This is a genomic window from Streptomyces sp. NPDC097640 (genome assembly GCF_040302705.1).
In the GTDB taxonomy this organism is placed as follows: domain Bacteria; phylum Actinomycetota; class Actinomycetes; order Streptomycetales; family Streptomycetaceae; genus Streptomyces.
This window is the reverse complement of record NZ_JBEOSB010000024.1, coordinates 22066-45933: the sequence shown is the minus strand read 5'-3', so window position 1 is coordinate 45933 and position 23868 is coordinate 22066. Positions and strand designations below refer to the sequence as shown.

Here is a 23868-nt window from a genome sequence, read left to right as displayed (position 1 = left end):
CTCCCGCCGCCCCTCCCGGAGACCCAGCATGGAGTGCGTGCACAGCGCACGACCGTGCTGTTCGGACCAGGAGGAGCCGGCATGACCACCACCTTCATCACCGGGGCCAACAAGTCCCTCGGTTTGGAAACCGCTCGTCGCCTCGTCGAGGCGGGGCACACCGTCCTCCTCGGTGCCCGCCACCGTGAGCGCGGTCGGGCCGCGGCCGAGTCGCTCGGCGCCCGGTTCGTTCAGATCGACGTGACCGACGACGCCTCGGTCCAGGCCGCGGCCGCGGATGTCGCCGCGCATGAGGGAACGATCGACGTCCTGGTCAACAACGCCGGCGTCCTCGGCAAGGTCGGCCCCGTCGAGGAGTACACCGCGGCCGACGTGAGCGCCGTGTTCGACGTGAACGTCGTCGGGATCGTGCGCGTCACGCACGCCTTCCTCCCGCTGCTGCGCGAGTCCCCGAACCCCGTCATCGTCAACGTGTCCAGCGGGATGGGCTCCTTCAGCATGACCCAGGACCCGACGCGGATCGAGTCGCAGTATGCCCTGCCCCTCTACTGCGCCTCGAAGGCCGCGGTCACGATGCTCACGACGCAGTACGCCAAGGAACTGAAGGACATGAAGGTCAACGCCGCAGACCCCGGGCAGACCGCGACCGACTTCACCGGCGGCCTCGGACACAGCGTCGCCGACGGCGCAGAGTCCATCGTGACCCTCGCGACGATCGGCCCGGACGGGCCGACGGGACAGTTCATCGACCGATCCGGGAACCTCCCGTGGTGAACCTGCCCTGAGCTCAGGGTCGGTCGACCCTGCGCTTGCCGAATATCTCGTCCGTGCAGGTCACGCGGCATGCTGGTATGCGTGGAGGATGCCGCCAAGGCGGTCGTGGCGGCGTATGTCGAGGTGGCTTGACTCTGGTTCCGTGTTGTACGTGGTCGTGTGTGGCCAGAGGTCGGGGCAGTGAGATGGGGGCACCCTGCTTGCCGGCTGCCGCAATCGCTCAATTCTGAGAACGCGCATCGCGGTGCCAAACGGTCTCTCGGCGAGGCGGGTACCGATGCCTGCACGGCGAGCCGCTCGCACTCGCCGTCGAGATCCGGCGTATGGCTCGTTGCAGCCGTCCGCCCGGGAACGGCATCCCTCGGCTCGTGGACTGCTCCAAGCGGATGTGTCGGCCCGTCGAGTGCTATGTCGAGGTGGGCAGGTGCGGGGAGCGGAGTACGAGCAGGGTGATCTCGCTGGGGGCGAAGACGCGGAACGGTGGGCCCCAGAAGCCGGTGCCGCGGCTGGTGTAGAGGAGGGTGCGGGGGCCGTGGTGGCTGAGTCCGGCGAGGGCGGGCTGGTCGATGCGGACGAGGTGGTGGAAGGGCCAGATCTGGCCGCCGTGGGTGTGGCCGGAGAGTTGGAGGTCGATGCCGGCGGCTGCTGCCCGGTCGATGAACTTGGGCTGGTGCGCCAAGAGCAGGACGGGCAGGTCGGGGTCGGCGCCGTTCAAGGCTCCGGCGAGGTGGGCGCGGTGGCCTGCCAGGCCCGAGGACTCGGCGGTGACGTCATCCACGCCGGCGACCACGAGGGTGTCGCCTCCGCGTTCGAGCAGCAGATGGCGGTTGCGCAGCGGCTCCCAGCCCAGCTCGTCCATCAGGTCGACCCAGCCCTGGGCCTCGCTGTAGTACTCGTGGTTGCCGGTGACGTATACACGGGCCCGGGTGGCCCGCACGGTACCGAGTGGGGCGGCCTGGGCGCGGCGGCGTTCGGCCGTGCCGTCCGCGATGTCGCCGGTGTGGCAGACCAGGTCGGCTTCCAGAGTGTTCACCGTCTCGCATACCCGTGCCGACCAGCGAGTGCGATCGAGCGGGCCGTAGTGGGTGTCGGTGATGAGGACGACGCGGATGCCGTCCAACCCGGCACCCAGCCGCGGGAGTTGCACGTCGAGTCGGCGCACGCGTGGCACGCGGCGGGCCTCGGCGTACCCCCAGCCGAGCAGTACGGCGGTTATGCCGAGGACGGCCCAGGTGACGATTCGGGCCCGGTCCTGGCTTTCGCCGACGCCGGCCACGGTCAGGGTGAGCCGCAAGAGGATGCCGAGCAGAACGGACCAGGTGAACAGGACCCAGATGGTGCCCAGCAGGGTGTCGCCGATGATCGCCGCCCGGTCCTGCTGGCGCCGGCCGTGGCCGCGCACCATCACGAGCGGCATACCGACGAGACCGAGGGCGAACAGGGCGGTGCCGGCCAGCGTGACGGGCAGCGGCCAGTGCTGGCCGCTGTGCAGGAGCACCCAGCAGGGCACGGCCCATAGCAGGACGGGGGCGATCAGGGGGATGTAGCGCATCAGCCGGTGCAGTCGGCTCTGCCGCGGCGCTTGCGCTTCACCCTCGGCGGGCCGGGTGTTGCTGGTGTCGGTCACGCTTCCCCTCCCTGACCAGGCTGCCGTCCCGCGCACTGTATCCGGTCGCCTTGGGCCGGCCGGTCCGGTTCGGCCTTCGCTGAACTCCTGAAGGGTGTCTTTATTGCCGTATGGTGGTTGACCTGGGGCTTTGCGATCGCCCATGTAGGGGCATGATCAGTGATCGTGGGTCTGCGACTGCTCTAACTGATCTTCGGCCGACTGCTGGGCTGCTTCCTTTTGCTGGGCCGGTCGGCCGTCGCGAGCAACGCCGAGATCCTTGCCCTTCGTCATGAGGTCACCGCCCACCCGACCGGCGCATGGGTCACCCAACTCGCCCGCAACCTGCTCATGGCGGATCGGGTTCGCCGACTTGTTTGAAGCCAGTTGTTGTTCAAGGGCTGAGCAGACGTACCGACCGTGGGCCCAGACCTCCGCCGTCCCAGCTGGGCGGGAGTCGTCGGCTACGAGTCCGCCCTGGCCGCACTGTTTCCTACACTCACTGGATGAACAACTACACGTGCACCCATTGCGGCACCGTCGGTCTGGTGGAAGGTTTCATCGAGGACGCCGGCGAGCACTCGCGTGGGTACGCGCGCTGGATCGAGGGCGCGCTGGAACGGGGAATTTTCGGGGGTGCCAAGCGGATGGGCCGTCCCCGGCGGCAGATAGAGGCATTCCGCTGCCCCAAGTGCGGGCACCTCGAGCTGTTCGCCACCGGCGAGGTGTAGTCGGCCCTCGTTGTCCCCGACGCCCGCGCGGGCGGTCGCGCGTCGCGCACCGGGGCCCCGCCGACTTCGACACCCCGCCCGCCCGCGTATTCTCGGCCTGCCGGTTCGAACATTGCCCTTGCCGGAAATCTCATCCGATCACCCGGAGTGAACCGTGGTCGATCACCGCCGAGTTGGCGTTCGAGCACCGTGATCTGATGGTGGAGGGCCAGGATCTCGGCAAGCGCAAGGTTGACACCTACGGGCCCCCCACGGACCACGGTGTCTGCACGGACGAAAACACCCGCTGGATCGAGCCGCTCCTGCCCGGCAGCCCGGCGGCGGCCGTCCATCCCAACGCGCGTGGCGAGCAGGGTATGGTCCACGCCGTTCTGCGAACGCTCCACTGAAGCCTCAGGAAGACGCCTGGTAGGGGCTGTTGAGGTAGGCCAGCACAGCGAGCACCCGTCGGTGCCCGCTGTCGCTGGGTGGCAGGTGCAGCTTGAGGAAGATGTTGCCGATGTGCTTGCTGACCGAGCGTTCCGTGATGACGAGGGATTCGGCGATGGTGGCGTTGTCGTGGCCCTCGGCCATGAGCTGGAGCACTTCGCGCTCGCGTGACGTGAGGGAGTCGATCGGAGTGTCGCGGCGGCGGGTGAGGAGCTCGGTGACCACCTCCGGGTCGAGGGCGATGCCGCCTGCGGTCACCCGTTCCAGGGCGTCCAGGAAGTCGTCGACGCGGCCCACGCGGTCCTTGAGCAGGTAGCCGACCCCGCTCGCACCGCCGCCCAGGGGGTCGGCGGCGTACGACTGCTCGACGTACTGGGAGAGCACGAGCACCGGCAGGCCGGGGATCTTCTTCCGTGCCCCCAGGGCCGCGCGCAGGCCTTCGTCCCGGAACGTGGGGGCATCCGCACATCGAGCACGGCCGCGTCCGGGCGGTGCTGGACCAATGCGGGCAGGATCTCCGGCCCGCTGCCGACGACGGCCACCACCTCGTGCCCGGCCGACCGCAGCAGCAGGACGATCCCCTCTCTGAGCAGGGCGTTGTCCTCGGCAATCACCACACGCACGGCAGTTGCACCTCGATCACCGTCGGGCCCCCGGCGGGGCTCGACACCTGGACGCTGCCGTCCAGCGCGGCGACCCGGCGGCGGATGCCCAGCAGGCCGGTGCCGCCCATGTCGTCCGCTCCGCCCGTGCCGTCGTCCCGGACGACCGCACGCAGCCCGGCGTGCAGGCGCTCCAGCTGTACGACCGCCCGTTGGCCACCGCTGTGCTTGGCGGCGTTGGTCAGCGCCTCGGCCACGGCGAAGTACGCGGCGGCTTCGACCGCGGCCGGAGGCCGCGGACCGTCCTCCAGGCCGCCCGCCACGTCCACGGTCACCGCCAGCCCGCCGCTCGCCGCCAGTGCTCGTACGGCCCCGACGAGACCGCGGTCGGTGAGGATCGGCGGGTGGATGCCGCGCACTACCTGTCGCAGCTCGGTGAGTGCCTCCTGGGCCTGGTCCTGTGCCTCGGCCACCAGTTTGAGCGCGGCCTCCGGATCGTGGTTGTAGGCGCGCTGCGCCAGCCCGAGACGCATGGACAGCGCCACCAGCCGTGCCTGGGTGCCGTCGTGCAGGTCGCGCTCGATGCGGCGCAGCTCGGCCTCGTGCGCGGCGATCGCGTCCGCGCGCGTCGTGGCCAGCTCCTCGACCCGGGCGGCCAGCAGCGCCTTGGGCGAGGGTCGAAGCAGAGCCGTCGACCAGCCGACCTCCAGGTCCGCAAGCCGGGTGATCAGCGGCAGAACGACCGGTGCGCGGCGTAGCACTCCGCACCACACCCCGTCGACGACCGGACCCAGCAGCCACAGCGGCAGCGCAAGGAAGACCAGAAGGCCATAGACGTACGAGGCGATCATCCAGCGCAGGTCGAGGAGGGTGCCAGGGTCACGGACCGCGGTGCGCAGGCGCACACGCAACGGCCCGTCGAGGGCCTGGTACGCCTCTGGGATCTCCTGTCCCGTCCACGCGGTCGTCATACGTCGCTTCGCTCCTGCGATCCGGCGGATCAGCAGCACGGTCTCGGGCAGCAGCCATGCCCCGACCACCGCGACCGTCCCGACGACCGTGATCAGCAGCACGGTGATGAAGATGTACAGGCCGAAGGTCATGACAGCGGTCAGGACCAGATGGATGGTGGCACGCCAGGCCTGCCGCAACGCTCTCCCCATACCGCCACGCTAAGCGATCAGACACCAAGAGCCGGGAGAGCGGACCACACCATCGTGGTGTAGCCAGCCACACCACCTGTTCGGGACAGCACACTCTCGATACGGCGGACTCTGGCCGGGACCGTGGACACTCGTCGTCGATGGCTCGATCGCCCTGGCCATGGTCGGCAGTGCACGGATAACAGGAAACGGTGTCCTCGTACCGTACGAGAACACCGTGCATTTTGGGGCGGGAACGCAGGTGCTGGAGAAAAGGTTTTGAGGTGCATGAGGAGACGCCAGTGGTTTAAGGACGGGATGTGCTGACGGTGGTGTTCGACGTCGATTTCGTGAAGCCTTATCAGGCTGTCGGTGATGAGGCTGGTGGCGGGCCGGCACCCGGGCAGCCATTTCGGGGTCATGGAATTCCTCCGCCAAATGAGAAAGGCGCAAGTCCCTGGCGTTCCGCTCAGGAATTTTGGCCAGGGGGCTTGCGCCCTTCACCGGTGGGCGCGCTCAGGACTCGCGGCCTGTCGGTCGGGCTCCTCAGGCCCAAGGACCGCTGGGGCCCGCCGGGTGGGTAGCCATGCTCGGCGCCTTGTTCTTGTCTTTCTTGCCGGCGATAAGCCCGCCGAGCGCGCCCAGAGAGACCAGGCCCATCATGCCGGAGCCGACGTAGCGGTCCACGCCGCTCATAGCGAAGTACATGCCGGCGGCCGCGGCACCGTTGAACAGGAACAGAAACCAGAGCGTGCCCGGACGGCCCAAGAAGGCCTTGATCTTCGGCTTCTTCGCGATCTGCGAGCCCGCGATGAGAGCGACGAGTCCACCGCCGTAGGTGGCAAGGTTCTGCTGTGTACTGTCGTCGAAGATCTGCTTGGCCGTGCCGCTCAGTGCGAGACCGGAGACAAAGAACGACCAGAGGAATAGATCGACGAAGAAGGACTTCATCTTGGCGAGGACCGAGTTCACGCGAGTTTCCTTTGGATGAGGGTCAGGGGGGTGAGGAAGGGAACCCCCTTCGCTCTGTCATCAACAATCCCGTCATCCGCTCGTCGTCACGAGGGACCGCACTCCCGAATGCGAGGTGTAGCCAGCTACACCAGGCGACGACAGGGCTCCTTTTTGCCCCACACCTGTCCACGTTTGACGCCCCGGTCCTGGCTGCTCCCCAGTCCCTCAGGAGCCGCCACGCATGTCGACGAGGCGTTCGGTTGTGAAGGCGATGGCGTCGAAGACGACTGCGCAACCGCTTCCGGTGGGTGATTGGACCTGAAAGCCGATGTTCGCGCTGTCGCTCGCGTGGCCGAGGGCGAAGTAGCGCACGAGGTTCCAGGTCTTGCCGTCGAGGGACGCGTGATAGGCGTAGGTGTGGTCGACGCGGGAGACGCGCAGCCATACCGTGCGGCCGTCGACAACGAAGCCGTTGGCGTCGTCGGAGACGCCGCGGGTGACGACGGAGACGACCATTGGCTCACCGCCGGGGCTGTACTCGAAGCAGAGCTTGCCCCAGTGCTGGTCGTCAATCCACAGCAGCAGCACGCCGGCATCGAAGGTGGATTCGAAGTCCACGGTGACACGGGCGCGGAGCTGGAAGTCGCCTGAGGGAGGTGCACCGAGCAGGGTCGGGGCGTTGAGTTTGGGTGCGATGGACGGGTCGGTGGTCCGTGCCGGGTCGGTGAAGATGTCCGTGTCGGCGGGCGCTGTGGCACTGACCGTGGTGGTGTCCACGGTCCAGGCGGTGTCGCCGGCAGGAGTGAGAGGGAAGGGCAGTGCGTGGACGGTCACGGTGTCGTTCATGCGTCGGATCCTTCATTCGTTTCTGGGCAGCCGTCCGCTGCGGCAGGCGGACGGCAGGGGTGTGGTTGCGGGGTGGCGTGAAGCGATGGCTGTCGGATGGAGTGTGGACGGGGGATTCCGGAGGCGGCGGCGGGCGGTGTGGGGGTCTGGGTGGGTGGGCTGCCCGCTGCCCGGGCGAGGAAGATCGCAGCGAGCGCGAAGGCGAGGACGATGATCATCGCGGTCCGCAGGCCGTAGTGGTCGCCGAGGAATCCGAGGCAGGGTGGGCCAACGACGAAGGTGTCGTAGCCGACGGTTGCCACGAGGTTGACGTGTGTGGTTGCGTTCGGGCCTGAGTCACCGGCGGCGGAGAGCGCCACGGGGAAGCCGAGTGAAGCGCCCAGGCCCCAGAAGAGGACGGCTGCTGCCGCGATGGCGGAGGAGTCGACGAAGATGACCAGAGCCAGCCCGAGTGCGGCGCTCGCGGCGTTGACTCGCATAGTGGCGGCCCCGCCGATCCGGTCGATGAGGATGCCGCCGCTGAAGCGGCCGATGGTCATCGCTGTGGCGAAGCCGGTGTAGACGGCCGAGCCGAGGGCCGCGCCCAGGTCGTGGCCGTCGACCATGAGCAGGGGGAGCCAGTCGTTCGCGGCGCCTTCGGCCAGGGCCATGGCGAGAATGATGCCGCCGATCATCAGCAGCCGGCGATCCTTCCAGACCGGTGCGGCTGCTGGAGCGGGACTTCGCAGGTCCGCCGCCAGGATGGTGGTCTTGCCGATCCCGGTGGGCACGGCTCGGTAGGCGTAGGCGAACAGGGCTGCCGTGACGGCGGTGACGGCGAACAGGTGCAGGTAGACCGGGAAGTGGACCGCGGCGTCGCGGAGGTCGCAGGCGTACCCCTCGGGTCGATGACTTACTCATTCGACGGGATGCAGGACCCCTCATCGGAGCGTTCACCCGTCTGGCAGAGTCGTTGTCCGACCGGTACCGGGCGCTGCTCGAGGCGGCCGAAGCTGTCCCACAGGCGCGCGAAGCGGTCCGGACGGACTGAGCTCCACCTGATCTCCGAAGCTGCGGGAAAGAATGTGGGGCGCGGCGACTTGGATACCGCGCCCCACCCGCGTGTTCCTGCTACTTCAGCACGGGCAGCTCGGCGTAGGTCTTGCTGCCGAGGTTCATGGTGACGCTGTCGGCAGGGTTGTCGGTGACGACGCGGGGGAAGTCACCGCCGCTGAGCGTGATGCGCAGTTTCTCCCCCGATTTGAACTGCCAGTGGAGCTGTCCGAGCGAGATCGTGTATTGGGTCGCCTTGCCGGGGGTGACGGGCTTGGTCTGCTCCAGGCCGTCCCGGAACTGGGCCCGCAGGTATCCCGTCTCGATCGGCAGGACACGGCCGTCGGGGAGGACGTCCTCGACCTTGCTCACGAAGTAGGTGTCCTGCGCGCTGATGGACGCGTTGAGGTGCAGTGTGACCGGGCCGGCGAGCGTGGCCCGGCTGCTACTCCGTGGGCGACGACCGCCTGTGGGGCGTCAACCGCCGCTGCAAGGGCACCGCCAACACCCTGGCCGCGCTCAAGTCGATCCGCGCCGCCCGACCCGACGGCGCCCCGATCTGCATCATCCTGGACAACCTCTCCGCCCACACCGGCGCGGGCATCCGCCGCTGGGCGAAGAAGAACAAGGTCGAGCTGTGCTTCACCCCGACCTACGCTTCCTGGGCCAACCCGATCGAGTGCCGCTTCGGCCCGCTGCGGCAGTGCACCCTGGCCAACTCCCACCACCGCAGCCATCCTGCGCAGACCCGGGCGCTGCACCGCTACCTGCGTCGGCGCAACGCCAAAGCCCGCCACCCGAACGTCCTGGCCGCCCAACGCAAGGAACGCGCCCGCGTCCGCAGCGAGAAGGGCATCCGCTGGGGCGGACGCCCCCTCAACGCCGCTGCCTGACCAACCGCGAACCGCAACCCCCGAGCGCCGAAGGGGGCAAGTTCAGGAGAAGGACAGCGAAAGAAGGATGACTCAGGAGGCGAACGGCTCGATCTCCCCCGCGAAGACGATGACCTGGTCGATGAGGCTCCGCCGCAGATGGACGACGTCCGTTCCCGCCAGGCGGGGGCCTCCATCAGGCGTGGTGAAGACCCACTGGTACCGGGCCCATTCGTCAGGCATGTCCACCGCTGAGCAGCGCACCATCGTGCCGGTCCCCGCCGGGTGGCGTCGGATGTCCAGCACGAACCGCTCGACCGCCGCGATTCCTTCGCTGCGGCCCAACGGCCCCCAGAAGACCACGTCTGAGGTCAGGGCCTGGGAGAGAAGGGCAGTCACATAGCTGTCGTCCGAGGCGTTGAACGCGGAGATGAACATGTCGATCGCGGAGCGTGCGGTCTCTTCCTGCATGCCCCAGTAATACCAGCCGTTTCGCGTGCGCTCGTCCCGCGAGCCGCCTGCTGGCGTGGGTCGGCGAGCTGGCCAGGCTCGACGACGTCCACCTCGACGCTCTCCGCCAGGCCACGGACGGCGACACCGCCCTCGACCTGGGTTTCCTCAACACGCATCCGCACACCATCGGCCCCTTCGGACCCGACCCCACCGCCCTGACCACCGCTCAAGTGGCGGCCGCGGCTCTCATGGGCTGATCGTGCCGTGCTCTCCGCTCTCGCGCGGCACCTGCCATCCGTCGTGCGCCTCCATCGGCGCCGTGTCGATCGCAGTCGCCCTCGACGGCGAGCGGCGGCATGGGCCGACGCTGGCTACCGAACGAGGGCCATCGGCCACGGTGCCCGCCGTGGCGGCGCCGGCGGACAGTGTGGGGGCGGTGAAACGCCCCAGTGGGCGCGTATCTGAGTACGAGCACTCATGCGGTATCCGACCTGGTGGAGTGGGATGATGGCATGACTACTTCCCCAGCATCTCCGGGGGATCAAGCCTCCGCCGCGGCGGAATCCCCGTTCCACGATGTCGGCCCCGCCGCGCGGAAGTTCGCCGTCGCTGGCCTGGTTCTGCTCCCCCTCGCCCTGCTGATCGCGCACCTCACGCAGGGCGTCCGGCAGATGGCACGGGACTCATGCACCGGCGCGGGGTGCCACTACGGGCTGATCGACTACGAGCAATGGGCCGTGCCGATCTTCGGCGCATCCGCCGCTCTGGGGCTGATCGCCCTGCTCTTGCCCGCGGGGAACGCCCGCTACTGGCCCGTCCGCTTTACTGCCCTGGTGCTCCAGTGGGTCCTGCTCGCCTGTCCCACACTGATCTGCGGCTACCCATAGCCGACCGAGGCCTGTGGCACCGATTCGGAGTCGTCGCGGTACTCCTCGCACAGACCTGTACCGCTCGCAAAGTCATCGCTGCGCGTCACGCGGCATATCTGTACTCGTTGACGAGGCTGCCGAGGATCCGGGTGCGCTCGACTCTGTGGGTGTGGAGGTCTTGCGCCGCAGCGGGTTGTTTGTGAGCGCCGGGTGGTCGCTGGTTGCGGGCCTGGTGGGGTCGGTGTTGGTTGTAGTGCCGCTCGTAGGCCGCGAGGACGTGGCGGGCATGGGCCTCGTTCATGATGAGGACGTGGTCGAGGGCTTCGCGTCGGATGCTGCCGATAATCCGTTCGCAGTGCGCGTTCATGCGGGGAGCCTGTGGCGCACTCTTGAGGATCACGGCGTCGAACGCCTCGCCGTACTTGCCATCGCGGTCGCGCGGCAAGAAGCGCAGGGTCGGCGCCTGCCGTGTTCGATTACTGCGAGTACGTACATCCGGGCGCCGGACAGGGGGACCGTCTCAAAGAAGTCGCAGGCGAGGAGGGCGTCGGGTGGGGCGCGCAGAAGCTGGCCCACGTGCTGGAGCTTCTTCGGTCGGGCGCTGGATCGACGCCGGCATCCTTGAGGATCTTCCAGACAGTCGAGGCGGCCACCTTCACTCCCAGCACCAGCAGCTCGCCGTGAAGGCGCCTGTGCCCCGGTTTGGATTCTCTCTCGCCAGACGTAGCACCAGAGTCCGGATGGAGCGCACGGTGGGAGGTCGCACGGGTCGCTTGGGTCGCGATAAGGCGGCATGGCGGCCGCCTGGCGAGGTCGCGATGCCGGCGCAGCACCGTGCCAGGACGCATGAGCAGCCGCACACGCCGCAGAACAGGCAACGGTAGCCGGTGCAGCAGCGCCGCCAGGACCGCCCGATCGCCCGGAGCGAACCGTGCTCGATCATCGCCGAGTTGGCCGTGCACGTTGCCGCGGTCGCGCTCGACGCGGCCAGCGGGCGGCTGGATCCGCGCCCGGACTCCTCCGCCTACGGCGTCCAGGCCCGGCTGAGCTCGGCGCACCTGGTGGCGGCCGCCAACAAGGCGGTGGGCCAGGACGTGGTCCACACGATGCGGGTCCTGCCGCCCGGCCCGGCCACACCCACCCTGGCCGTCGGCACCGCGGCCGCGCCGCCGAGGGCGGCTACGGACTGCGCCGAAGCTTCGGTTCTCCGGTTGCAGCACCTCGCTCAGGGTTCTTTACTATTAGGTACAAATCGATCCAAACCGTGCGGTCCGTGAGGCAGGACGGAGGACTTCGCCGTCGGCGAGGCGGTAGCCGCCGCGTGCCGGCGCGCTGGGCCTTCAGTCGGTCTCTCGTCAAGTTGCCGCAAGGGAGATGTGAACACCATGGGACAGCAGGTCATAGGGGTTCCCGGGGTGCCCTTCTGCGGGCGAGCGGGGCGAGCGGGGCGGGCGGCACAAGCTTGGCCGTTCGGGCGAGCCGGTGTCGCAAGCCCCGAAACAGGCTCGTGCTGCCCTGCCTTCTCCCCGTAATACCCCACACGCGGCGTACAGTTTTCTCATGGCGCGGCCTCGGCAGTTTGACGACGAGGAGGTTGTGCTGGCCGCTCGCGACCAGTTCTGGTCCCACGGTTACGACCGAACCTCCATCGACGACCTGAGCGCCGCCACAGGCTTGGGACGCGGAAGCCTGTACGGGGCCTTCGGAGACAAACACGCCCTGTTTCTGCAGGCTCTGGACAGCTACAACAGTGACGCGATCGGAGTCTGGCGTTCGGCTCTGCGCGGCCCGGGGCCGGCCCTCCCTCGGCTGGAACACCTTGTACGCGACATCTCCGAAGCGATCAGCAGGGACGTGGAGCGGCGCGGCTGCATGATGGCCAGGAGCGCCACGGAACTCGCCGCAGTCGACAAGAGCGTTGCCGAGCGGACTGCTTCCACAGTCCGCGGGCTGTATGGCGAGCTGTCGGACTGCCTCGCCCGGGCCCAGGAGGAGGGCTCGTTGGACGCCGACGCGGACACGGACGGGCTCGCAAGCCTTCTCCTTGCCGTACTGCGAGGACTGGAGGCCCTGGGCAGGGCGGGAGCCGCAGCGGACGTCGTCATCGGCGCTGCCGAGCAGGCTTTGGCCCTTCTGCCCCGCGCTTCGACGAACGAGCGGGGGCCGGATCGGCAGGAAGGCCGTGCAGCGCCGTGACCCGGTCCTGACGTGGACGGGCCTTGGGTTTCAGCGCTGGGGCCGCACGCCGTGGAGGTCTTACCCCGCCTGTCGACGACGGGCGTCGCCCGGCCATTGCGCGTGTTGTGCGGCCTCTGCCAGGTCGCCGAGACCGTAGGTCGCGGCTACGTCGAACCGGTCCTTGGCTGCCATCGCGATCATCTTCGCGGCGGCGACGTCGGATGACTGCCTGTCGAGGGAGGTGTCTGACATCCGGTGGCCGATGGTCCTGGGAGCGCGGGGCTCATGGTGCGACCAGGTCGTGGCTGTCCACTATCAGCTCCCGAATCAGTTCGTCCGGGACATCGCCATCCAACGAAACGTTGACCCAGTATTGCTTGTTCAGCTTGTACGCCGGGTGCACTGCCTCGAAGCGGTTCCGCAATTCGGCGACCCGCTCCGGATCGGCCTTGACTGTCACCTGGTCGTCCGGGAACTCATGGCCACTGAGGATGGCAAACACCTTGTTGTTCGCCGCGGTCTTGAACACCACGCGGTCCGGGGCGAACGGACGCGACTCGCTGACTCCGGCGAAAGAGAGCGCCAGCTCCCGGACGTCGTCCACGTTCATGGCTACCTCGCTTCCATAACTGAAGTTGCACGGTTTCGTGGGATCCCTCGGCTTCACCGACCACCAGGTCTTCCGCCCGTGGTGGAAGCGGTTACTAGGGGCGGATGAGGACGGTGCCGACCTTGCCGGGCCGCACCGTGTGCTTCACGGCGGTGGCCAGTTCGCCGAGGTCGTACGTTGCGGCCACGTCGAACTGGTCCTCGAATGCCAGCGCGATCAGTGTCGCGGCGACCACGTCCGATGCCCGCCTCTCGGCGGATGCCTCCACCAGCCACCGGCCGAGGGTCGCGCCCCGCACCGTCAGCGCTCGGTGCAGCAGCGTCGACGCATGCACCGAGATCGGCTCCTCGGCGAGTTCCCCGTAGATGACCAGCCTGCCGCCCGGCGCCAACAGGTCGAGAAGGCTTTCCGTGAGCTTTCCGCCGACAGGGTCGAAGGCCACACTGATCGGGCGGCCGCTGGCAGCATTGCGGACCTCGTCGGCCCAGCCCGGATTCTCTGTCGCCACGACCGGGACGTCCGGGAACCGTCTGCGCAGCTCGGCGGCGCCGCGTTCGCTGCGGACGACGTTGACCAGGCCCACGTTGTGGTACTGCATCACGCCCGTGACCAGCCGCCCGACCGACGACCCGGCGGCGACCTGCACCAAATAGCCGTCGTAGCCCAAGGCCGGGTGTTGCTCCGCCTCACGGCGCAGCATCACTGCGGTGAGCGGGTTCGTCAGCATCTGCGCGGCGACCTCGTCCGACAGTTCATCAGGCACGGCGGCGACAGTCTCGGCGTCCGCCAGGATCTCCTGTGACCATCCCCTGGGCAGGGGAAAGGCTGTTACACGGTCGCCGACCTCGACGCCCGGGGCCACGCGCGTATCCGGGCCGATGGCCTCCACCACGCCGGTTGCCTCCACGCCGATCGGTATCGGCCCTGCAGCCGTCGCGGGGAAGGCCTCGAGGCCCAGGAGATCACCAGGGTGGACAGGGAAGGCCGTGGTTCGGATGAGGACCTGACCGTGCGCGGGCGCTTCCGGCTCGGGCTCCTCGATGACGGTCAGGACGTCGGCGGGCGACCCGCTACGGGTCCAGACGACACGACGGTTCATGATTCTCCTCCTGTGCGCTGGTGTGTATGGGGCTTGGCCGGGGCGTCAGCCGACGTCCTGGAGCAGCAGGTGCTTCGCGTTGAGTGGACCGTCCAGCTGCATCAGCCGGCCTCCCTCCTGTAGACCGCCGAGGTCCAGGGCGGCGAATCCGAATTCGTCGAGCAAGCCGGCCACGGCCGCTTTCGCGTCGGCGTCGTCGCCCGTATAGAAGGCCACTTGCCGTCCCTCGGCGTGCTGTGGGTCCGCAGCGATGAACGCGGCGAACAGGTTGTTGAGCGCCTTCACGATCCGCGCTCCGGGAAGGCGCTCGGCGACCCACTCGCTGCCCGTGAGGTCACCGACGTCGTACCGGCCCCGCCAGGGGTTGGCCTCGGCGAACTGATTCGTCGTGTCGACGACGATCTTCCCGGACCAGTCGGTAAGGCTGGTCAGGTCCGGTACGGCGAAGAACGGGACCGCGAGGAAGACGAGGTCCGGCCGCGCCGCCTCCCCGGCCGTCACGGCGTGGACCTTCGGCCCCAGCTGCTCCACGACCGCCTTGAGCGTCTCCGGGCCCCGGCTGTTGCCGATGAGTACCTCATGTCCGTGGCGGACGGCCTTGTCGGCGACGGCCCGGCCGATCTCTCCCGCGCCGAGAATGCCGATGGTGCTGTGTTCGGCCATGCTGCCCATCCTTGATCGTGTGTCGGGGGCCGTGCCGGCACCCCGGCTGTTGCTGCGTGACCGGCTCCGACCGCTTTCTGCCGGGATGGTCCCGGCCTCAGCGGCAGGTGCGGTGGCGCCTACGCGCGATTCGGGTTGAAGTCGAGGAGGACCTTGCCGTTCTCCCGGAAGTAGGCGAGCGCCTCGGGGAAGTCCGCCGCCTTGTAGACGGGCGCGGAGGGCAGGACGAGTCTTCCCTCGGAGACCAGCCGCGCGGACTCCGCGTTGAGGGCCGGAAGCCGGGGAAGAAACTCGTCCTGGTACATCCAGAATTCCGTCGTGGTGATGTTCTTCGTCCTCAGCACGTCAGGATCGGGCGTGAACGGCCGGCCGCTCAAATACCCGTAGATCGCCAGCAGGGCGCCGTCGGTCAGCACGTCCAGCAACAGTGCGGTCGCCGCTCCGCTGACACCGTCAAGGCCGAGGAGCACCGGATCGGAGCCGATGGCTTCCCGCACGCGCGAGCCGACGTCCGCCGAGTCGACAACCACGATGTCGGTGCCAAGATCATGGAGTTCGCTCACGAGTTCCGCGCGGCGCACGATGTTTATCGTGCGCAGCCCTCGTTCCTTGGCGAACGCGATGACGGACCGGCCTACCCCGCTGTTGGCCGCGTTCTGCACCACCCAGGAACCGGCTGGAAGGTCACGGAGGCTGACCAGGAGCCCCGCGGTGACGGGATTGATGGTGAGCATCGCTGCCTGTTCAAGGCTGATGGACTTGTCCACGACAGTCAGGTCTGCTGCCCTGGCCACGACCCGCTGGGACCAGGAAAAGACACCGAAGGGAAGCAGGACCCTCTCGCCGGGGCTGACCTCCGTGACGCCGGGTCCTACGGACATGACCGTCCCGACGCCCTCGTTTCCGATAGACGTCGGCAGCTCAGGGCGTACGGGGTAGATACCTTGCGCCAGGAGAAGGTCGTGGTGGTCGAGCGGGGCGTACTCGACCTGGACCAGCGCCTGTCCGGCGGCGGGAGCCGGGGGCTCGGGCACGTCCACCACCTTCAGGCTCTTCTCCGGCTCCCCGAACTGAGTGAGGTGAATGGCGAGCATGGGACACGACTCCTCACTTCGTCGCTTCGCTGCTTCGTCGATATTCGAGACATCGCTTTGGATGCCGGCGGCCCGGCCTCCGAGGGTTTCCACAGCTGAAACCAACTCGGTTCTACTCCGGCCCGTGAGGTGCGCGGTGGAGCCCCCTGCGACGAACCGGCGGACTACAGCCAGGTCGAGCAGTCACCAAACTGACCTTGCCATCAAGCTGTCCCAGGATGTCGACTGCTTCGTCGATGTAGCTCACCCGGAGGCCTGTAGAGACCTCGGCGTGCCGACACGCGGCAACCCATGTCCATCCACCGTGTGACGCCCCCGCCGACGAGGGAATCTTCCGCCACGCCACCTCACGGACCGCACGGATTAGCCGGATTTGTACCTACTAGTAAAGAACCCGAACCACCGCCACTGCAACCGGAGAGGCACTCGCCCTGCCCGGTCTCGCAGCTGAATGAACCAATCCAGTGGCCCTGTACTCCTTCCATGGGCGCCACCACCACGGCGCGTGCACTCTGAGTACCCGGTCGAGAACGGTCCGCAGTCCTCGGCGGCGCGATGACGGATCGGCCGCCCCCGCCGTTCCTGCGTTACCTACAGCCGCCCTGGGCAAGAGGGCGACGAGTTGCCGCTGGCGATGACCGACGTACGCACGTTCTGCGCCCTCTACCTCGGGGACAGCGACAACGGCGATGACACGATTGCTTCCCCTCTGCCGGCCGCAGATCTCACCGGGCTACCCCCGGCATACATCGCGGTAGCCGAATACGACGTACTGCGCGGTGATGGCGAGTGATACGCGCAGCGGCTGGGCGACGCGAGTGTCCCCGTCGAGCTGTACCTGGGGGAGGGGCATGTCCATATGCCCCCGTCCATGACCGGGCTGCTGGCCTCGGCACGGGCATGGCAGGAGGCGTCGACCGCGGCGCTGCGGACGGCCAACTCGCGATGGCGTGACTCGACTCGTGGGCTGCCCAAGGACGTGTTCAACGTCGCGCACGGCGACAAGACCGCGGTGGACGCATCGGATTTGCCGCGGCGGCGGCGTGTTTGACGGTGGTCGAGCCCGCTGCGAGGTTGCGCATGTCCCGGCCGGGCGAAGGCCAGTCCGCCGGTTATGCGGCGGTGGCGCCCAGCAGGAGGTCGAAGGCGTCATTCGCCTCGCGGAGCACCGCCGTCGCGTCGTGGCCGCCGAGGCGCCACGCCGCCTGGTAGCAGGCGACGGTCAACTGGGCGGCGAGGACGGCGGTGGCTGGCGGGGTGCCGTGGTCGATCAGGTGTTTCTCGAGGAGGTCGGCGTAGTGCCGGGTCTTGCGGGTGTGGCGGTCTTCGAGCTCGGGGTGCTGCTTGACCAGACGGTGGTAAACCGCGTAGTGGCCGGGGTTGCGGGCGGCCTCGGTGCAGATCACGAGCAGCAGCCGCCGAGATGTGGCCAGTGCCTGCGCGAGATCCTGGAGCGGCTCGGTGGGCGCATCGTGCATGGCCGCGGTGAGCGCGCGCAGGAAGTCGTCCTCGGTGGAGAAGACGACTTCCTGCTTGTCGCCGAAGTAGCGGAAGAAGGTGGTGCGGCCGATTTCGGCCCGCTGGGCGATCTCGTCCACGGTGACGACATCGAACCCCCGCTCCATGAAGAGCGCGAAGGCCGTCTCGATGATCCGTTCCCGGGTCTGGCGGCGTTTGCGGTCCCGCAATGACTCCACCGGAAACTTGTTCGCGCTCATTCGGCCAGGATATCGGCCCGTCCCGCCCCGCGGTCAGCGTCGACGAGGCGGGCGGCCTCGCGCCACAGCTCCTCCTCGCGGGCCTCGTCGTGCGACTCCGGCGACGACGGCACGTTGCAGCCGCGATCGAGGTAGGACCCGGTCCGGGCGGTCAGCCCGGTCAGGATCGTCTCAGCGAGCCGCGCGCCCGCCTGCTGCGGCGTCATGCCCCGGCCGAGGAATCGCTGAAGCTGGAAGAATCCGTTGAGCACGCCCCGCACGGGCCCCGGGGCGTGGCGGAAGAAATCGGTGCCCGCGACGAGCGCCGGGTTGTAGGAGTAGACGCCGACGCTCTCGGGCAGGCGGCGGGCCAGCGCGTGGGTCAGGTAGATGACGCCGAGTTTGCTGGTCGCGTACGCCCGCCCGGCCTCCCGCGCGCCACCGGCACGAGGCGTGGCCAGTCGGTCCGGCGTCTCCCAGCGCGGCGGCGGCGTGGCGCCGAGCGTGTAGCGGAACTGCCCGAAGTGGCAGTCGCTCGAGGTGAGCACGATCCAGCCCGGACCGGTGAACCGGGGCAGCAGCTCCCTGACGAGCAGATAGTGGGACAGCACATTGACCCCGAAGGTCATCTCGTACCCGTCCGTGGTGCGTTTCTCGGTCGTCGTGACCGTCAGGCCGGCGTTGCCGAGATAGCCGCCGAGCGGCGGCAGGTACCCGGTATCGAGCCCACGCAGAATCTCCTCCACCGCCCGCCTGATCTCGGCGAGCGAAGCGAGGTCACAGTCCACGCCTGTGACCGCGGAAGCGCCGGTGGCCTGGGCGAGTTCCGCAGCGAGGCGTTCGCGGCCGCGGCGAGCCAGCACGACGTAGTGGTCCTGCGGCCGTTCCCGGATCAGCAACTCGACGGACTCGCGGCCGAAACCGCGGGTCACGCCGGTCAACACGATGGTCCGGCTATCCATGGCAGACTCCTTGGTATTCAGTTCCAAGTGGTACTCAGTACCGTAACATGCCATGGCTCACTTCCACATTGAGCGACGAAACCGCAGCTGACACGCCGGCCCGCATTCCCAGGCTCGAACGGATCTGCATCCGCGGCGTGTACTTCCCGACCGCGAGGCGTGTGCGGGACCCCGCGAACTGGTACCCGAGCTTCAAGGCGGCGATCGACGGGCTGACCGACGAGAGGTGCTGGGACCCCACCCTTTCGGCTCCCCGGACGGTGATCATTGCTGCCGCAAGGCGGCAGGCCGGCAGGGTGGCCGCCATGGCGAACACCAGAAGCACCAACCCGAGTTCACACATCGCGCCGAGCCGAACCGTCCACAAGATCAAGGTCACCTTGCGAGACTCCCGCCCTCCCGTCCGGCGCCGCCTGGAAGTGCCGTCGGGCACCACCTTGCGGGCGTCGCACGGCATCATTCAGGCAGCCTTCGGCTGGGAGGACCACCACATGTCGGCCTTCGGGATCGGCCACGACCGCTACGGCGTCTCCGGCCCCGGGCTCGGCATCCGTAGTGCCGCCTCCAAGCGGCTCGACCAGGTGGCGCCCAGGACCGGCGACCGGCTGCGCAACACCTAGGACTTCGGCGACGACTGGGAACACGACATCCCCGCCGACCCTCAGCACGAAGAACATGAAGAGCGCCTGGAATGGCTCGGTCCGGTCTCCGCCGACCAGTTCGAGTTCGACCCCGCGGCCTTCGACGCGGCCCAGGTCAACTCCGCGCTATCAGCCCTTGCCGCCGTACTGGTCAAGAACCGACCCGCCACCTGCCACTGCCGTCGGCCCGACCGAGACCGACGGCAGCCACAGACCCTCGCAAGATCAATGCGACGCTGCACTAGGCCGCGCTTGATGTGGACGCTCGCACGTCGTGCGCTCGTGCTTCTTGCGTGCCGCCGGGCAGAGCGTCCCCCGACATCGATCCCGTCCGGGTGAGCGAGACGATCAGTCCAGCGGCTGTTATGGCGAGTGTTGCGGCGGCGTAGATGATTGCCGCGGGCACCAAACCGATGGCGTCACTGAGGAAGCCGGCCACGATGGTGGGGACGCCATACGCGAGATAAGCGACGACGTAGACGGCGGAGAACAGCTTCGCGCGCTCCTGCGCTCGCGTCAGCGGAACAAGGAGCCCGAGCGTACTGGAGAAGACGGCGCCGAAGCCGAGGCCGGTGATGATCGCGCCGCAGATGATGAGCGATGCGAGGCCCGCCGCGAACGAGCACGCCTCCAGCGACACACCGGCGAGGACCGCTGCATATCCGGCGATCATGAACCGCCGGGGCGGCAGCAGTGGGCCGAGTACGAGCGCGGAGACGGCCGCAGCCAGGGGCTGGACTGCGACCACCAGGCCGAGGGCGGCTCCGCCGGTGATGTGCAGGGCTTGATGGACGATCGACGCCCCGAGGCCGAGGACCAGCCCGGCCGACATCCAGATCCCGATCATCCCTGGGGCAGTGCGAGCGAACGCGGTCCGGGCCGCGGATGGAACGCCGATGCGTGACACGAGGGCATCACCGATCCCTTGACGCTTGTCGACCGTCTCAGGCGAGGCCGCTGTGACGACGATGGCGATGACGATGATCGCGAGTGCGGCTCCGAACACGACCGCGGCGGGTGCTGCCGCGAACTGGATGGCGACGCCGGTCAGGACGACACCGATGCCGAGACCGGCGACGGATGCGATGCTCACGACCAGTGCTGCGACCTTCTTCTGCGCCGCTGGTGCGACCTCGGCGATGTAGGCGCTGAACGCGCTCGTGGCCGCTCCCGTCGCGAAGCCCTGCAGCGCCCTCGCGACGATGATGACGCCGATATCCGGGGCGAACAGGAACACCGCCATCGCGACCGCCTGGAGTGCGAGGGCCGCGATGAGTACCGGACGGCGACCGATTCGATCCGACAGGGAACCGATGACGAGGAGCGCGAGGAGGAGCGTGAAGGCGTAGATCGCGAACGCGACCGTCAGCTCGCTGTCGGGAAAATGCCAGTGCTGCTGGTAGACGACCAGCAGGGCGCTCGGTGCTCCCGCGGCGGCCATCACTGCCATGAACGCGATAGCCGAAGTGACGAAGGCGACGACCGGCGGAACCGTTGGACGCGGCATGGAACCCCTATATCCACTCGACGTAGGACTCGACGTAGGACCGAACCCGACTGGACGGCCCACTCAGTGTCGAGCGGTTGGACGACACCCTCCAGTGGCAAGAATGCCAATATGTGCGAGGATTGCGCCATGGGGGATTGGTCGCCGCGAGCTGAGGAGATGGACGACGATGAGTTCACACCGGGTGGTGGTGCTTGTGCTGGATGGGGCGCTCCCGCTCGACGTCGGCATCCCGACCCAGGTGTTCCATCCGCGTGACGGACTCCCGTACGAGCTGACAGTGTGCGGCGTCGCTGCGGGAACGGTGCCGTCCAGTGAGGGTTTCGGGTACGCGGTGCCGCAGGGTCTCGACGCGCTGATCGGGGCGGACACCATCATCGTCCCCGGCTACGCGCCGGTCGGCCGACCGATCCCGGCCACAGTGCACGAAGCGCTTCGGAGGGCGCATGCAAGAGGATCCCGCATCGCATCGATCTGCTACGGCGCGTTCGCCCTGGCCGACGCGGGTCTGCTGGCAGGGCGGCGCGCGACAACGCATTGGGACGCAGCGGAGCTGCTGGCGCTGCGCCATCCGGACATCCTGGTGGAGCCCGATGTTCTGTTCGTCGATGAGGGTTCGGTCCTCACATCAGCCGGTGTCGCGGCGGGCATCGACCTGTGCCTTCACATCGTCCGGCGCGACCTCGGCGTGAGCGTGGCGAACGACATCGCCCGCCGTCTGGTGACGGCGCCCTATCGGAGCGGCGGCCAGGCTCAGTACCTTCCCCGAAGCAGCCCGGCACCGCATGGCGATACGCTCGCGGCGACCCGGGAATGGGCGCTGACGCGCCTCCACGAACCGCTCGCAGTCACCGATCTCGCGACGCACGCGCGGATGTCGCTGCGCACCTTCATGCGCCGCTTCGCCGAGGAGACCGGCGACACGCCGCTGCAGTGGGTTCTGCGCGCTCGGGTCGACGCTGCCCGAGCGCTCCTGGAAACGACGAAGCTCCCGGTCGACCAGATCGCCGAGCGCGTCGGACTGGGAACCGGATCCAACCTCCGCCTGCATTTTCGGAGAATCCTCGACGTGTCGCCCACCGAGTATCGGGCCGCGTTCTCCGGCCGGACGACTCCGACTCCTTGAGCGGGAGCTCCTGGCGCTCTGCGGCTCCCTGACCTGCCCCCATGGCGGGACCAGCTCACCCCGGAAGCCCGCCCTCGGCGATGGCCACCCCGGCTGCCGGTGCTCTTTCCGCGGAAAGCCTGCTGAACGGCCCCGGTTCGAATAGAGACTCGATTTCATGAAGGGATCGAGTCATGGCACGACCTTCCCGTTACCCGCTTGAGCTCGCTTGAGCCCTGCCGCCGCGCGGTGCGCATGGTCGCCGAGGTGTGCGACGACTACCCGAACTGTGAGTATGGGGTCGTGCCGCTTCGGCCGGTGGCCTGACTCATTCCCTAACTGGCCTGCGGTGCCTGTTGTCTCGATCCGTCGACCACGGGCCGGAGCGGTGCTCGCTGCCGTCGGACCGGCGCGGACGTGCCCCGATAGGGGCCTTCGCGACAGGCACCGTCGCAGTTCCGACCGACCGCCCGCCCGCCCAGTCCGACGTCGGCTATCCCACCCCGAAGCAAACCCTCACAACCACAATCTGAGATCTCTACCGACCCCGGGGCGGTTCACGCCCCCCTTGGCCAACCTGTCGTCGGTCGAGCGCCTGCAGTTCCTTGCACTCGCATCCACGGCGCCTGAGATGGCCTTGGACCGCCCGAGTGCTTCGTCTCAACCACAAAGAGTCTGGTCAACGGCTCGCCGCCGGTCGTGCGCGAGGGTCAGACAGCGCGAGCGGAGAGCGCCTGGAGTAGCAAGCCGGTGAGATGGCGGCAGCCAGCAGGGCCGAGTGCGCTCTGTAGGCGCGCGTCGACCGCGGCCTGCTTCGGTGCGCCGCTCGACGGCCCCCGTTCCTCAAACTGGCGGACGGTGGCTTGGGCGCTCTGTGCGGTGACCCCCGCCCGCCTGGCCCAACTCGCTGTAGGGCACGCTGGGTTCGCGGCGCAGATGCCCGAGAGCTGCGAGGTGGCGCAGGGTGTAGCCGGTCGGTTTCAGCGTGTGTTCGACGTCGCTGCGCACGTGCCTGCCGAGGGCTGCGAGCAGGAAGGCGGTACTGGTGGGCTGGGGCGGGACCGTCACGGCACCTCACTCGGTCGAAGGTTTCAGTTTGACTGTAACTTGCGGATGAGGCAGTCTTCACTCCTGTCGGTGAACGGCGCGGTGGAGTACCCGCCTCCCGCGTTTCAGTGCGACGGCGTCGGCGTCGAAGTTGTCGGTGAAGCAGGCGCCGTGATCCAGGAGCTGGTCGGGTGTCGGGTGATGCCGGCGATGTGCACCCGCCGCGTGTCGTGGTCGATGAAGAACAGCACGAACCAGTGCGACGCACGATCAGTTGCCGCAGGGCCTCTGGTTTCGGTGGTCGGCCCGGACGACGGGAGGAGTAAGTCCACTTCCAGGCGGTGAGCCGTGCGTGCCGGCGAAGGACCGACCGTGGAGAGACCAGCAAGGCCACCTGGGTACGCCGCTGCTTGCTGACGAGCCGAAGCAGTGCCGCCATGACAGCCCTGTCGCTCCAGGAGAAGCGCGGCCGTGGTTGGGCGCGTCGCGCGATGGCGAGTTGATGCCGGAGCATCAAGATCTCTGCGTCCTTCGGGGCATCCGAGCGGGCGAGCAGGGCAAGCTCATCGGAAGGCTTGGCAGGCGAGCAGGTAGATCAGCCGTATCACCACGACTGGCACACAGCCTCTGAACGGCTTTCTCGTCCCGAGGTCTGGCAGATCCGAATCAGCAGGTCAGCCCCGGTGACATAACTCCCGGCGCCCACAGGCGTGCGCCTGTCGGCTTGACCCACCGTTGGTCGTGCGGGTGAACCAATCGACGCCGCGACCACCGTCCGCTACCGGCAGCTCCTGGCCCGCAAGTACGGCATCCTCGGCCGGCTCACGCTCTTCGGCAGCAGGCTGCGCCGGGGGCTGGACGGGAGGGTCGGGATCCGCGCGACCTTGTGAAGTGCGGGGCCCGGACAGACCGGACCCCGCACAAGAGGGTGCTCACGATCCCTCGTACATCGTGC

28 protein-coding genes and 3 pseudogenes are annotated in these 23868 nt (G+C 68.2%); 13 read left to right on the top strand and 18 right to left on the bottom strand.

What is annotated here, in order from left to right; translation table 11 throughout:
* The first annotated feature begins 81 nt into the window (after nucleotides 1-81).
* The gene (locus tag ABTY62_RS32290; protein ID WP_352132969.1) at nucleotides 82-774 is read left to right on the top strand and encodes an SDR family NAD(P)-dependent oxidoreductase; all 693 of its coding nucleotides are present in this window, start codon (nucleotides 82-84) and stop codon (nucleotides 772-774) included.
* 406 nt (nucleotides 775-1180) lie between these two features.
* On the opposite strand, the gene ABTY62_RS32285 is transcribed toward ABTY62_RS32290, so the two are convergent.
* On the bottom strand, nucleotides 1181-2401 hold the full coding sequence (locus tag ABTY62_RS32285; RefSeq protein ID WP_352132968.1) for a metallophosphoesterase: 1221 nt from the start codon (nucleotides 2399-2401) through the stop codon (nucleotides 1181-1183).
* A gap of 485 nt (nucleotides 2402-2886) precedes the next feature.
* Between ABTY62_RS32285 and ABTY62_RS32280 the strand changes: the two genes are divergently transcribed.
* Both ABTY62_RS32280 and ABTY62_RS32275 read left to right on the top strand, forming a co-directional pair.
* The gene (locus ABTY62_RS32280) at nucleotides 2887-3111 is read left to right on the top strand and encodes a hypothetical protein (RefSeq protein WP_351553588.1); all 225 of its coding nucleotides are present in this window, start codon (nucleotides 2887-2889) and stop codon (nucleotides 3109-3111) included.
* 173 nt (nucleotides 3112-3284) lie between these two features.
* The gene (locus ABTY62_RS32275) at nucleotides 3285-3500 is read left to right on the top strand and encodes a hypothetical protein (protein ID WP_352132967.1); all 216 of its coding nucleotides are present in this window, start codon (nucleotides 3285-3287) and stop codon (nucleotides 3498-3500) included.
* 4 nt (nucleotides 3501-3504) lie between these two features.
* Here the strand turns inward: ABTY62_RS32275 and ABTY62_RS32270 are convergent.
* The 6 genes and pseudogenes from ABTY62_RS32270 to ABTY62_RS32245 all read right to left on the bottom strand — a co-directional run bounded on the left by ABTY62_RS32270 (nucleotide 3505) and on the right by ABTY62_RS32245 (nucleotide 8512).
* Nucleotides 3505-4163: pseudogene (locus tag ABTY62_RS32270) on the bottom strand (LuxR C-terminal-related transcriptional regulator).
* Nucleotides 4151-5305: a sensor histidine kinase gene (locus tag ABTY62_RS32265; RefSeq protein WP_352132966.1), complete on the bottom strand. Its 1155-nt coding sequence runs from the start codon at nucleotides 5303-5305 to the stop codon at nucleotides 4151-4153. The pseudogene ABTY62_RS32270 and the gene ABTY62_RS32265 overlap by 13 nt, the downstream one beginning before the upstream one ends.
* Before the next feature lie 525 nt (nucleotides 5306-5830).
* Nucleotides 5831-6256: a hypothetical protein gene (locus tag ABTY62_RS32260; protein ID WP_352132965.1), complete on the bottom strand. Its 426-nt coding sequence runs from the start codon at nucleotides 6254-6256 to the stop codon at nucleotides 5831-5833.
* Between the two features lie 207 nt (nucleotides 6257-6463).
* Nucleotides 6464-7084: a DUF1349 domain-containing protein gene (locus ABTY62_RS32255; protein WP_352132964.1), complete on the bottom strand. Its 621-nt coding sequence runs from the start codon at nucleotides 7082-7084 to the stop codon at nucleotides 6464-6466.
* Nucleotides 7081-7908, bottom strand: a complete 828-nt coding sequence (locus ABTY62_RS32250; RefSeq protein ID WP_502997564.1) for an MFS transporter — start codon at nucleotides 7906-7908, stop codon at nucleotides 7081-7083. Before ABTY62_RS32250 ends, ABTY62_RS32255 begins: the two co-directional genes overlap by 4 nt.
* 286 nt (nucleotides 7909-8194) lie before the next feature.
* Nucleotides 8195-8512: a CocE/NonD family hydrolase C-terminal non-catalytic domain-containing protein gene (locus tag ABTY62_RS32245; protein WP_352133094.1), complete on the bottom strand. Its 318-nt coding sequence runs from the start codon at nucleotides 8510-8512 to the stop codon at nucleotides 8195-8197.
* A gap of 26 nt (nucleotides 8513-8538) precedes the next feature.
* On the opposite strand from ABTY62_RS32245, the pseudogene ABTY62_RS32240 reads away from it, so the two are divergent.
* Nucleotides 8539-9009: pseudogene (locus ABTY62_RS32240) on the top strand (transposase); the annotation flags it as partial.
* Nucleotides 9010-9081: 72 nt separating this feature from the next.
* On the opposite strand, the gene ABTY62_RS32235 reads toward ABTY62_RS32240, so the two are convergent.
* On the bottom strand, nucleotides 9082-9459 hold the full coding sequence (locus ABTY62_RS32235; protein WP_352132963.1) for a nuclear transport factor 2 family protein: 378 nt from the start codon (nucleotides 9457-9459) through the stop codon (nucleotides 9082-9084).
* Between ABTY62_RS32235 and ABTY62_RS32230 the strand changes: the two genes are divergently transcribed.
* Nucleotides 9441-9698, top strand: coding sequence for a hypothetical protein (locus ABTY62_RS32230; RefSeq protein WP_352132962.1), 258 nt, complete (start codon nucleotides 9441-9443; stop codon nucleotides 9696-9698). The genes ABTY62_RS32235 and ABTY62_RS32230 overlap by 19 nt on opposite strands.
* Nucleotides 9699-9953: 255 nt before the next feature.
* Nucleotides 9954-10328, top strand: coding sequence for a hypothetical protein (locus tag ABTY62_RS32225; RefSeq protein ID WP_352132961.1), 375 nt, complete (start codon nucleotides 9954-9956; stop codon nucleotides 10326-10328).
* 85 nt (nucleotides 10329-10413) lie between these two features.
* Here the strand turns inward: ABTY62_RS32225 and ABTY62_RS47575 are convergent, their stop codons facing one another.
* The gene (locus ABTY62_RS47575) at nucleotides 10414-10755 is read right to left on the bottom strand and encodes an integrase core domain-containing protein (protein WP_502997556.1); all 342 of its coding nucleotides are present in this window, start codon (nucleotides 10753-10755) and stop codon (nucleotides 10414-10416) included.
* 442 nt (nucleotides 10756-11197) lie between these two features.
* On the opposite strand from ABTY62_RS47575, the gene ABTY62_RS32215 reads away from it, so the two are divergent.
* On the top strand, nucleotides 11198-11587 hold the full coding sequence (locus ABTY62_RS32215) for a hypothetical protein (protein WP_352133104.1): 390 nt from the start codon (nucleotides 11198-11200) through the stop codon (nucleotides 11585-11587).
* Between the two features lie 283 nt (nucleotides 11588-11870).
* Entirely contained in the window at nucleotides 11871-12506 is a 636-nt protein-coding gene (locus ABTY62_RS32210; protein ID WP_352132960.1) for a TetR/AcrR family transcriptional regulator, read from the top strand.
* Nucleotides 12507-12566: 60 nt separating this feature from the next.
* Here ABTY62_RS32210 and ABTY62_RS32205 read toward each other — a convergent pair whose 3' ends face one another.
* From ABTY62_RS32205 to ABTY62_RS32185, 5 genes are all read right to left on the bottom strand, one after another.
* Nucleotides 12567-12740, bottom strand: a complete 174-nt coding sequence (locus tag ABTY62_RS32205; RefSeq protein ID WP_352132959.1) for a hypothetical protein — start codon at nucleotides 12738-12740, stop codon at nucleotides 12567-12569.
* A gap of 31 nt (nucleotides 12741-12771) precedes the next feature.
* Complete coding sequence (locus ABTY62_RS32200) at nucleotides 12772-13098, bottom strand: MmcQ/YjbR family DNA-binding protein (protein ID WP_352132958.1); 327 nt, start codon at nucleotides 13096-13098, stop codon at nucleotides 12772-12774.
* A gap of 94 nt (nucleotides 13099-13192) precedes the next feature.
* Nucleotides 13193-14197 (bottom strand): zinc-binding dehydrogenase, encoded by a 1005-nt coding sequence (locus tag ABTY62_RS32195; RefSeq protein WP_352132957.1) that lies wholly within the window; start codon nucleotides 14195-14197, stop codon nucleotides 13193-13195.
* 45 nt (nucleotides 14198-14242) lie between these two features.
* Nucleotides 14243-14947, bottom strand: a complete 705-nt coding sequence (locus ABTY62_RS32190; RefSeq protein WP_352133093.1) for an NADPH-dependent F420 reductase — start codon at nucleotides 14945-14947, stop codon at nucleotides 14243-14245.
* A gap of 32 nt (nucleotides 14948-14979) precedes the next feature.
* The gene (locus ABTY62_RS32185) at nucleotides 14980-15954 is read right to left on the bottom strand and encodes a zinc-dependent alcohol dehydrogenase family protein (protein ID WP_352132956.1); all 975 of its coding nucleotides are present in this window, start codon (nucleotides 15952-15954) and stop codon (nucleotides 14980-14982) included.
* Nucleotides 15955-16588: 634 nt separating this feature from the next.
* On the opposite strand from ABTY62_RS32185, the gene ABTY62_RS32180 reads away from it, so the two are divergent.
* A complete protein-coding gene (locus tag ABTY62_RS32180; RefSeq protein ID WP_352132955.1) occupies nucleotides 16589-16747 on the top strand; it encodes an alpha/beta hydrolase fold domain-containing protein in 159 nt (52 codons plus the stop codon).
* Here the strand turns inward: ABTY62_RS32180 and ABTY62_RS32175 are convergent.
* On the bottom strand, nucleotides 16688-16813 hold the full coding sequence (locus ABTY62_RS32175; protein ID WP_352133103.1) for a hypothetical protein: 126 nt from the start codon (nucleotides 16811-16813) through the stop codon (nucleotides 16688-16690). The two genes, ABTY62_RS32180 and ABTY62_RS32175, sit on opposite strands and share 60 nt — an antisense overlap.
* A gap of 12 nt (nucleotides 16814-16825) precedes the next feature.
* Between ABTY62_RS32175 and ABTY62_RS32170 the strand changes: the two genes are divergently transcribed.
* Nucleotides 16826-17005 carry a hypothetical protein gene (locus ABTY62_RS32170; RefSeq protein WP_352132954.1) on the top strand — a complete coding sequence of 60 codons (180 nt, stop codon included), beginning with the start codon at nucleotides 16826-16828 and terminating at the stop codon, nucleotides 17003-17005.
* Between the two features lie 61 nt (nucleotides 17006-17066).
* On the opposite strand, the gene ABTY62_RS32165 is transcribed toward ABTY62_RS32170, so the two are convergent.
* Together ABTY62_RS32165 and ABTY62_RS32160 are read right to left on the bottom strand one after the other, a co-directional pair.
* Nucleotides 17067-17672: a TetR/AcrR family transcriptional regulator gene (locus ABTY62_RS32165; protein ID WP_352132953.1), complete on the bottom strand. Its 606-nt coding sequence runs from the start codon at nucleotides 17670-17672 to the stop codon at nucleotides 17067-17069.
* On the bottom strand, nucleotides 17669-18613 hold the full coding sequence (locus ABTY62_RS32160) for an SDR family NAD(P)-dependent oxidoreductase (protein WP_352132952.1): 945 nt from the start codon (nucleotides 18611-18613) through the stop codon (nucleotides 17669-17671). The genes ABTY62_RS32165 and ABTY62_RS32160 overlap by 4 nt, the downstream gene beginning before the upstream one ends.
* A 68-nt stretch (nucleotides 18614-18681) precedes the next feature.
* Between ABTY62_RS32160 and ABTY62_RS32155 the strand changes: the two genes are divergently transcribed.
* Nucleotides 18682-19233, top strand: a complete 552-nt coding sequence (locus ABTY62_RS32155) for a plasmid pRiA4b ORF-3 family protein (protein WP_352132951.1) — start codon at nucleotides 18682-18684, stop codon at nucleotides 19231-19233.
* Between the two features lie 262 nt (nucleotides 19234-19495).
* Here ABTY62_RS32155 and ABTY62_RS32150 read toward each other — a convergent pair whose 3' ends face one another.
* The gene (locus tag ABTY62_RS32150) at nucleotides 19496-20761 is read right to left on the bottom strand and encodes an MFS transporter (protein ID WP_352132950.1); all 1266 of its coding nucleotides are present in this window, start codon (nucleotides 20759-20761) and stop codon (nucleotides 19496-19498) included.
* A gap of 169 nt (nucleotides 20762-20930) precedes the next feature.
* Here ABTY62_RS32150 and ABTY62_RS32145 point away from each other — a divergent pair, with 169 nt between their 5' ends.
* Both ABTY62_RS32145 and ABTY62_RS32140 read left to right on the top strand, forming a co-directional pair.
* Complete coding sequence (locus ABTY62_RS32145) at nucleotides 20931-21887, top strand: GlxA family transcriptional regulator (RefSeq protein WP_352132949.1); 957 nt, start codon at nucleotides 20931-20933, stop codon at nucleotides 21885-21887.
* A gap of 1775 nt (nucleotides 21888-23662) precedes the next feature.
* Nucleotides 23663-23803, top strand: a pseudogene (locus tag ABTY62_RS32140) (PPOX class F420-dependent oxidoreductase); the annotation flags it as partial.
* Between the last annotated feature and the right edge of the window lie 65 nt (nucleotides 23804-23868).

Coding starts and splice junctions, on each gene's coding strand:
- ABTY62_RS32290 (WP_352132969.1), top strand. CDS start 82: ATGACCACCACCTTCATCACCGGGGCCAACAAGTCCCTCGGTTTGGAA.
- ABTY62_RS32280 (WP_351553588.1), top strand. CDS start 2,887: ATGAACAACTACACGTGCACCCATTGCGGCACCGTCGGTCTGGTGGAA.
- ABTY62_RS32265 (WP_352132966.1), bottom strand. CDS start 5,305: ATGGGGAGAGCGTTGCGGCAGGCCTGGCGTGCCACCATCCATCTGGTC.
- ABTY62_RS32255 (WP_352132964.1), bottom strand. CDS start 7,084: ATGAACGACACCGTGACCGTCCACGCACTGCCCTTCCCTCTCACTCCT.
- ABTY62_RS32235 (WP_352132963.1), bottom strand. CDS start 9,459: ATGCAGGAAGAGACCGCACGCTCCGCGATCGACATGTTCATCTCCGCG.
- ABTY62_RS32225 (WP_352132961.1), top strand. CDS start 9,954: ATGACTACTTCCCCAGCATCTCCGGGGGATCAAGCCTCCGCCGCGGCG.
- ABTY62_RS32210 (WP_352132960.1), top strand. CDS start 11,871: ATGGCGCGGCCTCGGCAGTTTGACGACGAGGAGGTTGTGCTGGCCGCT.
- ABTY62_RS32205 (WP_352132959.1), bottom strand. CDS start 12,740: ATGTCAGACACCTCCCTCGACAGGCAGTCATCCGACGTCGCCGCCGCG.
- ABTY62_RS32200 (WP_352132958.1), bottom strand. CDS start 13,098: ATGAACGTGGACGACGTCCGGGAGCTGGCGCTCTCTTTCGCCGGAGTC.
- ABTY62_RS32195 (WP_352132957.1), bottom strand. CDS start 14,197: ATGAACCGTCGTGTCGTCTGGACCCGTAGCGGGTCGCCCGCCGACGTC.
- ABTY62_RS32185 (WP_352132956.1), bottom strand. CDS start 15,954: ATGCTCGCCATTCACCTCACTCAGTTCGGGGAGCCGGAGAAGAGCCTG.
- ABTY62_RS32180 (WP_352132955.1), top strand. CDS start 16,589: ATGACCGACGTACGCACGTTCTGCGCCCTCTACCTCGGGGACAGCGAC.
- ABTY62_RS32175 (WP_352133103.1), bottom strand. CDS start 16,813: ATGGACATGCCCCTCCCCCAGGTACAGCTCGACGGGGACACTCGCGTC.
- ABTY62_RS32170 (WP_352132954.1), top strand. CDS start 16,826: ATGACCGGGCTGCTGGCCTCGGCACGGGCATGGCAGGAGGCGTCGACC.
- ABTY62_RS32165 (WP_352132953.1), bottom strand. CDS start 17,672: ATGAGCGCGAACAAGTTTCCGGTGGAGTCATTGCGGGACCGCAAACGC.
- ABTY62_RS32160 (WP_352132952.1), bottom strand. CDS start 18,613: ATGGATAGCCGGACCATCGTGTTGACCGGCGTGACCCGCGGTTTCGGC.
- ABTY62_RS32150 (WP_352132950.1), bottom strand. CDS start 20,761: ATGCCGCGTCCAACGGTTCCGCCGGTCGTCGCCTTCGTCACTTCGGCT.
- ABTY62_RS32145 (WP_352132949.1), top strand. CDS start 20,931: ATGAGTTCACACCGGGTGGTGGTGCTTGTGCTGGATGGGGCGCTCCCG.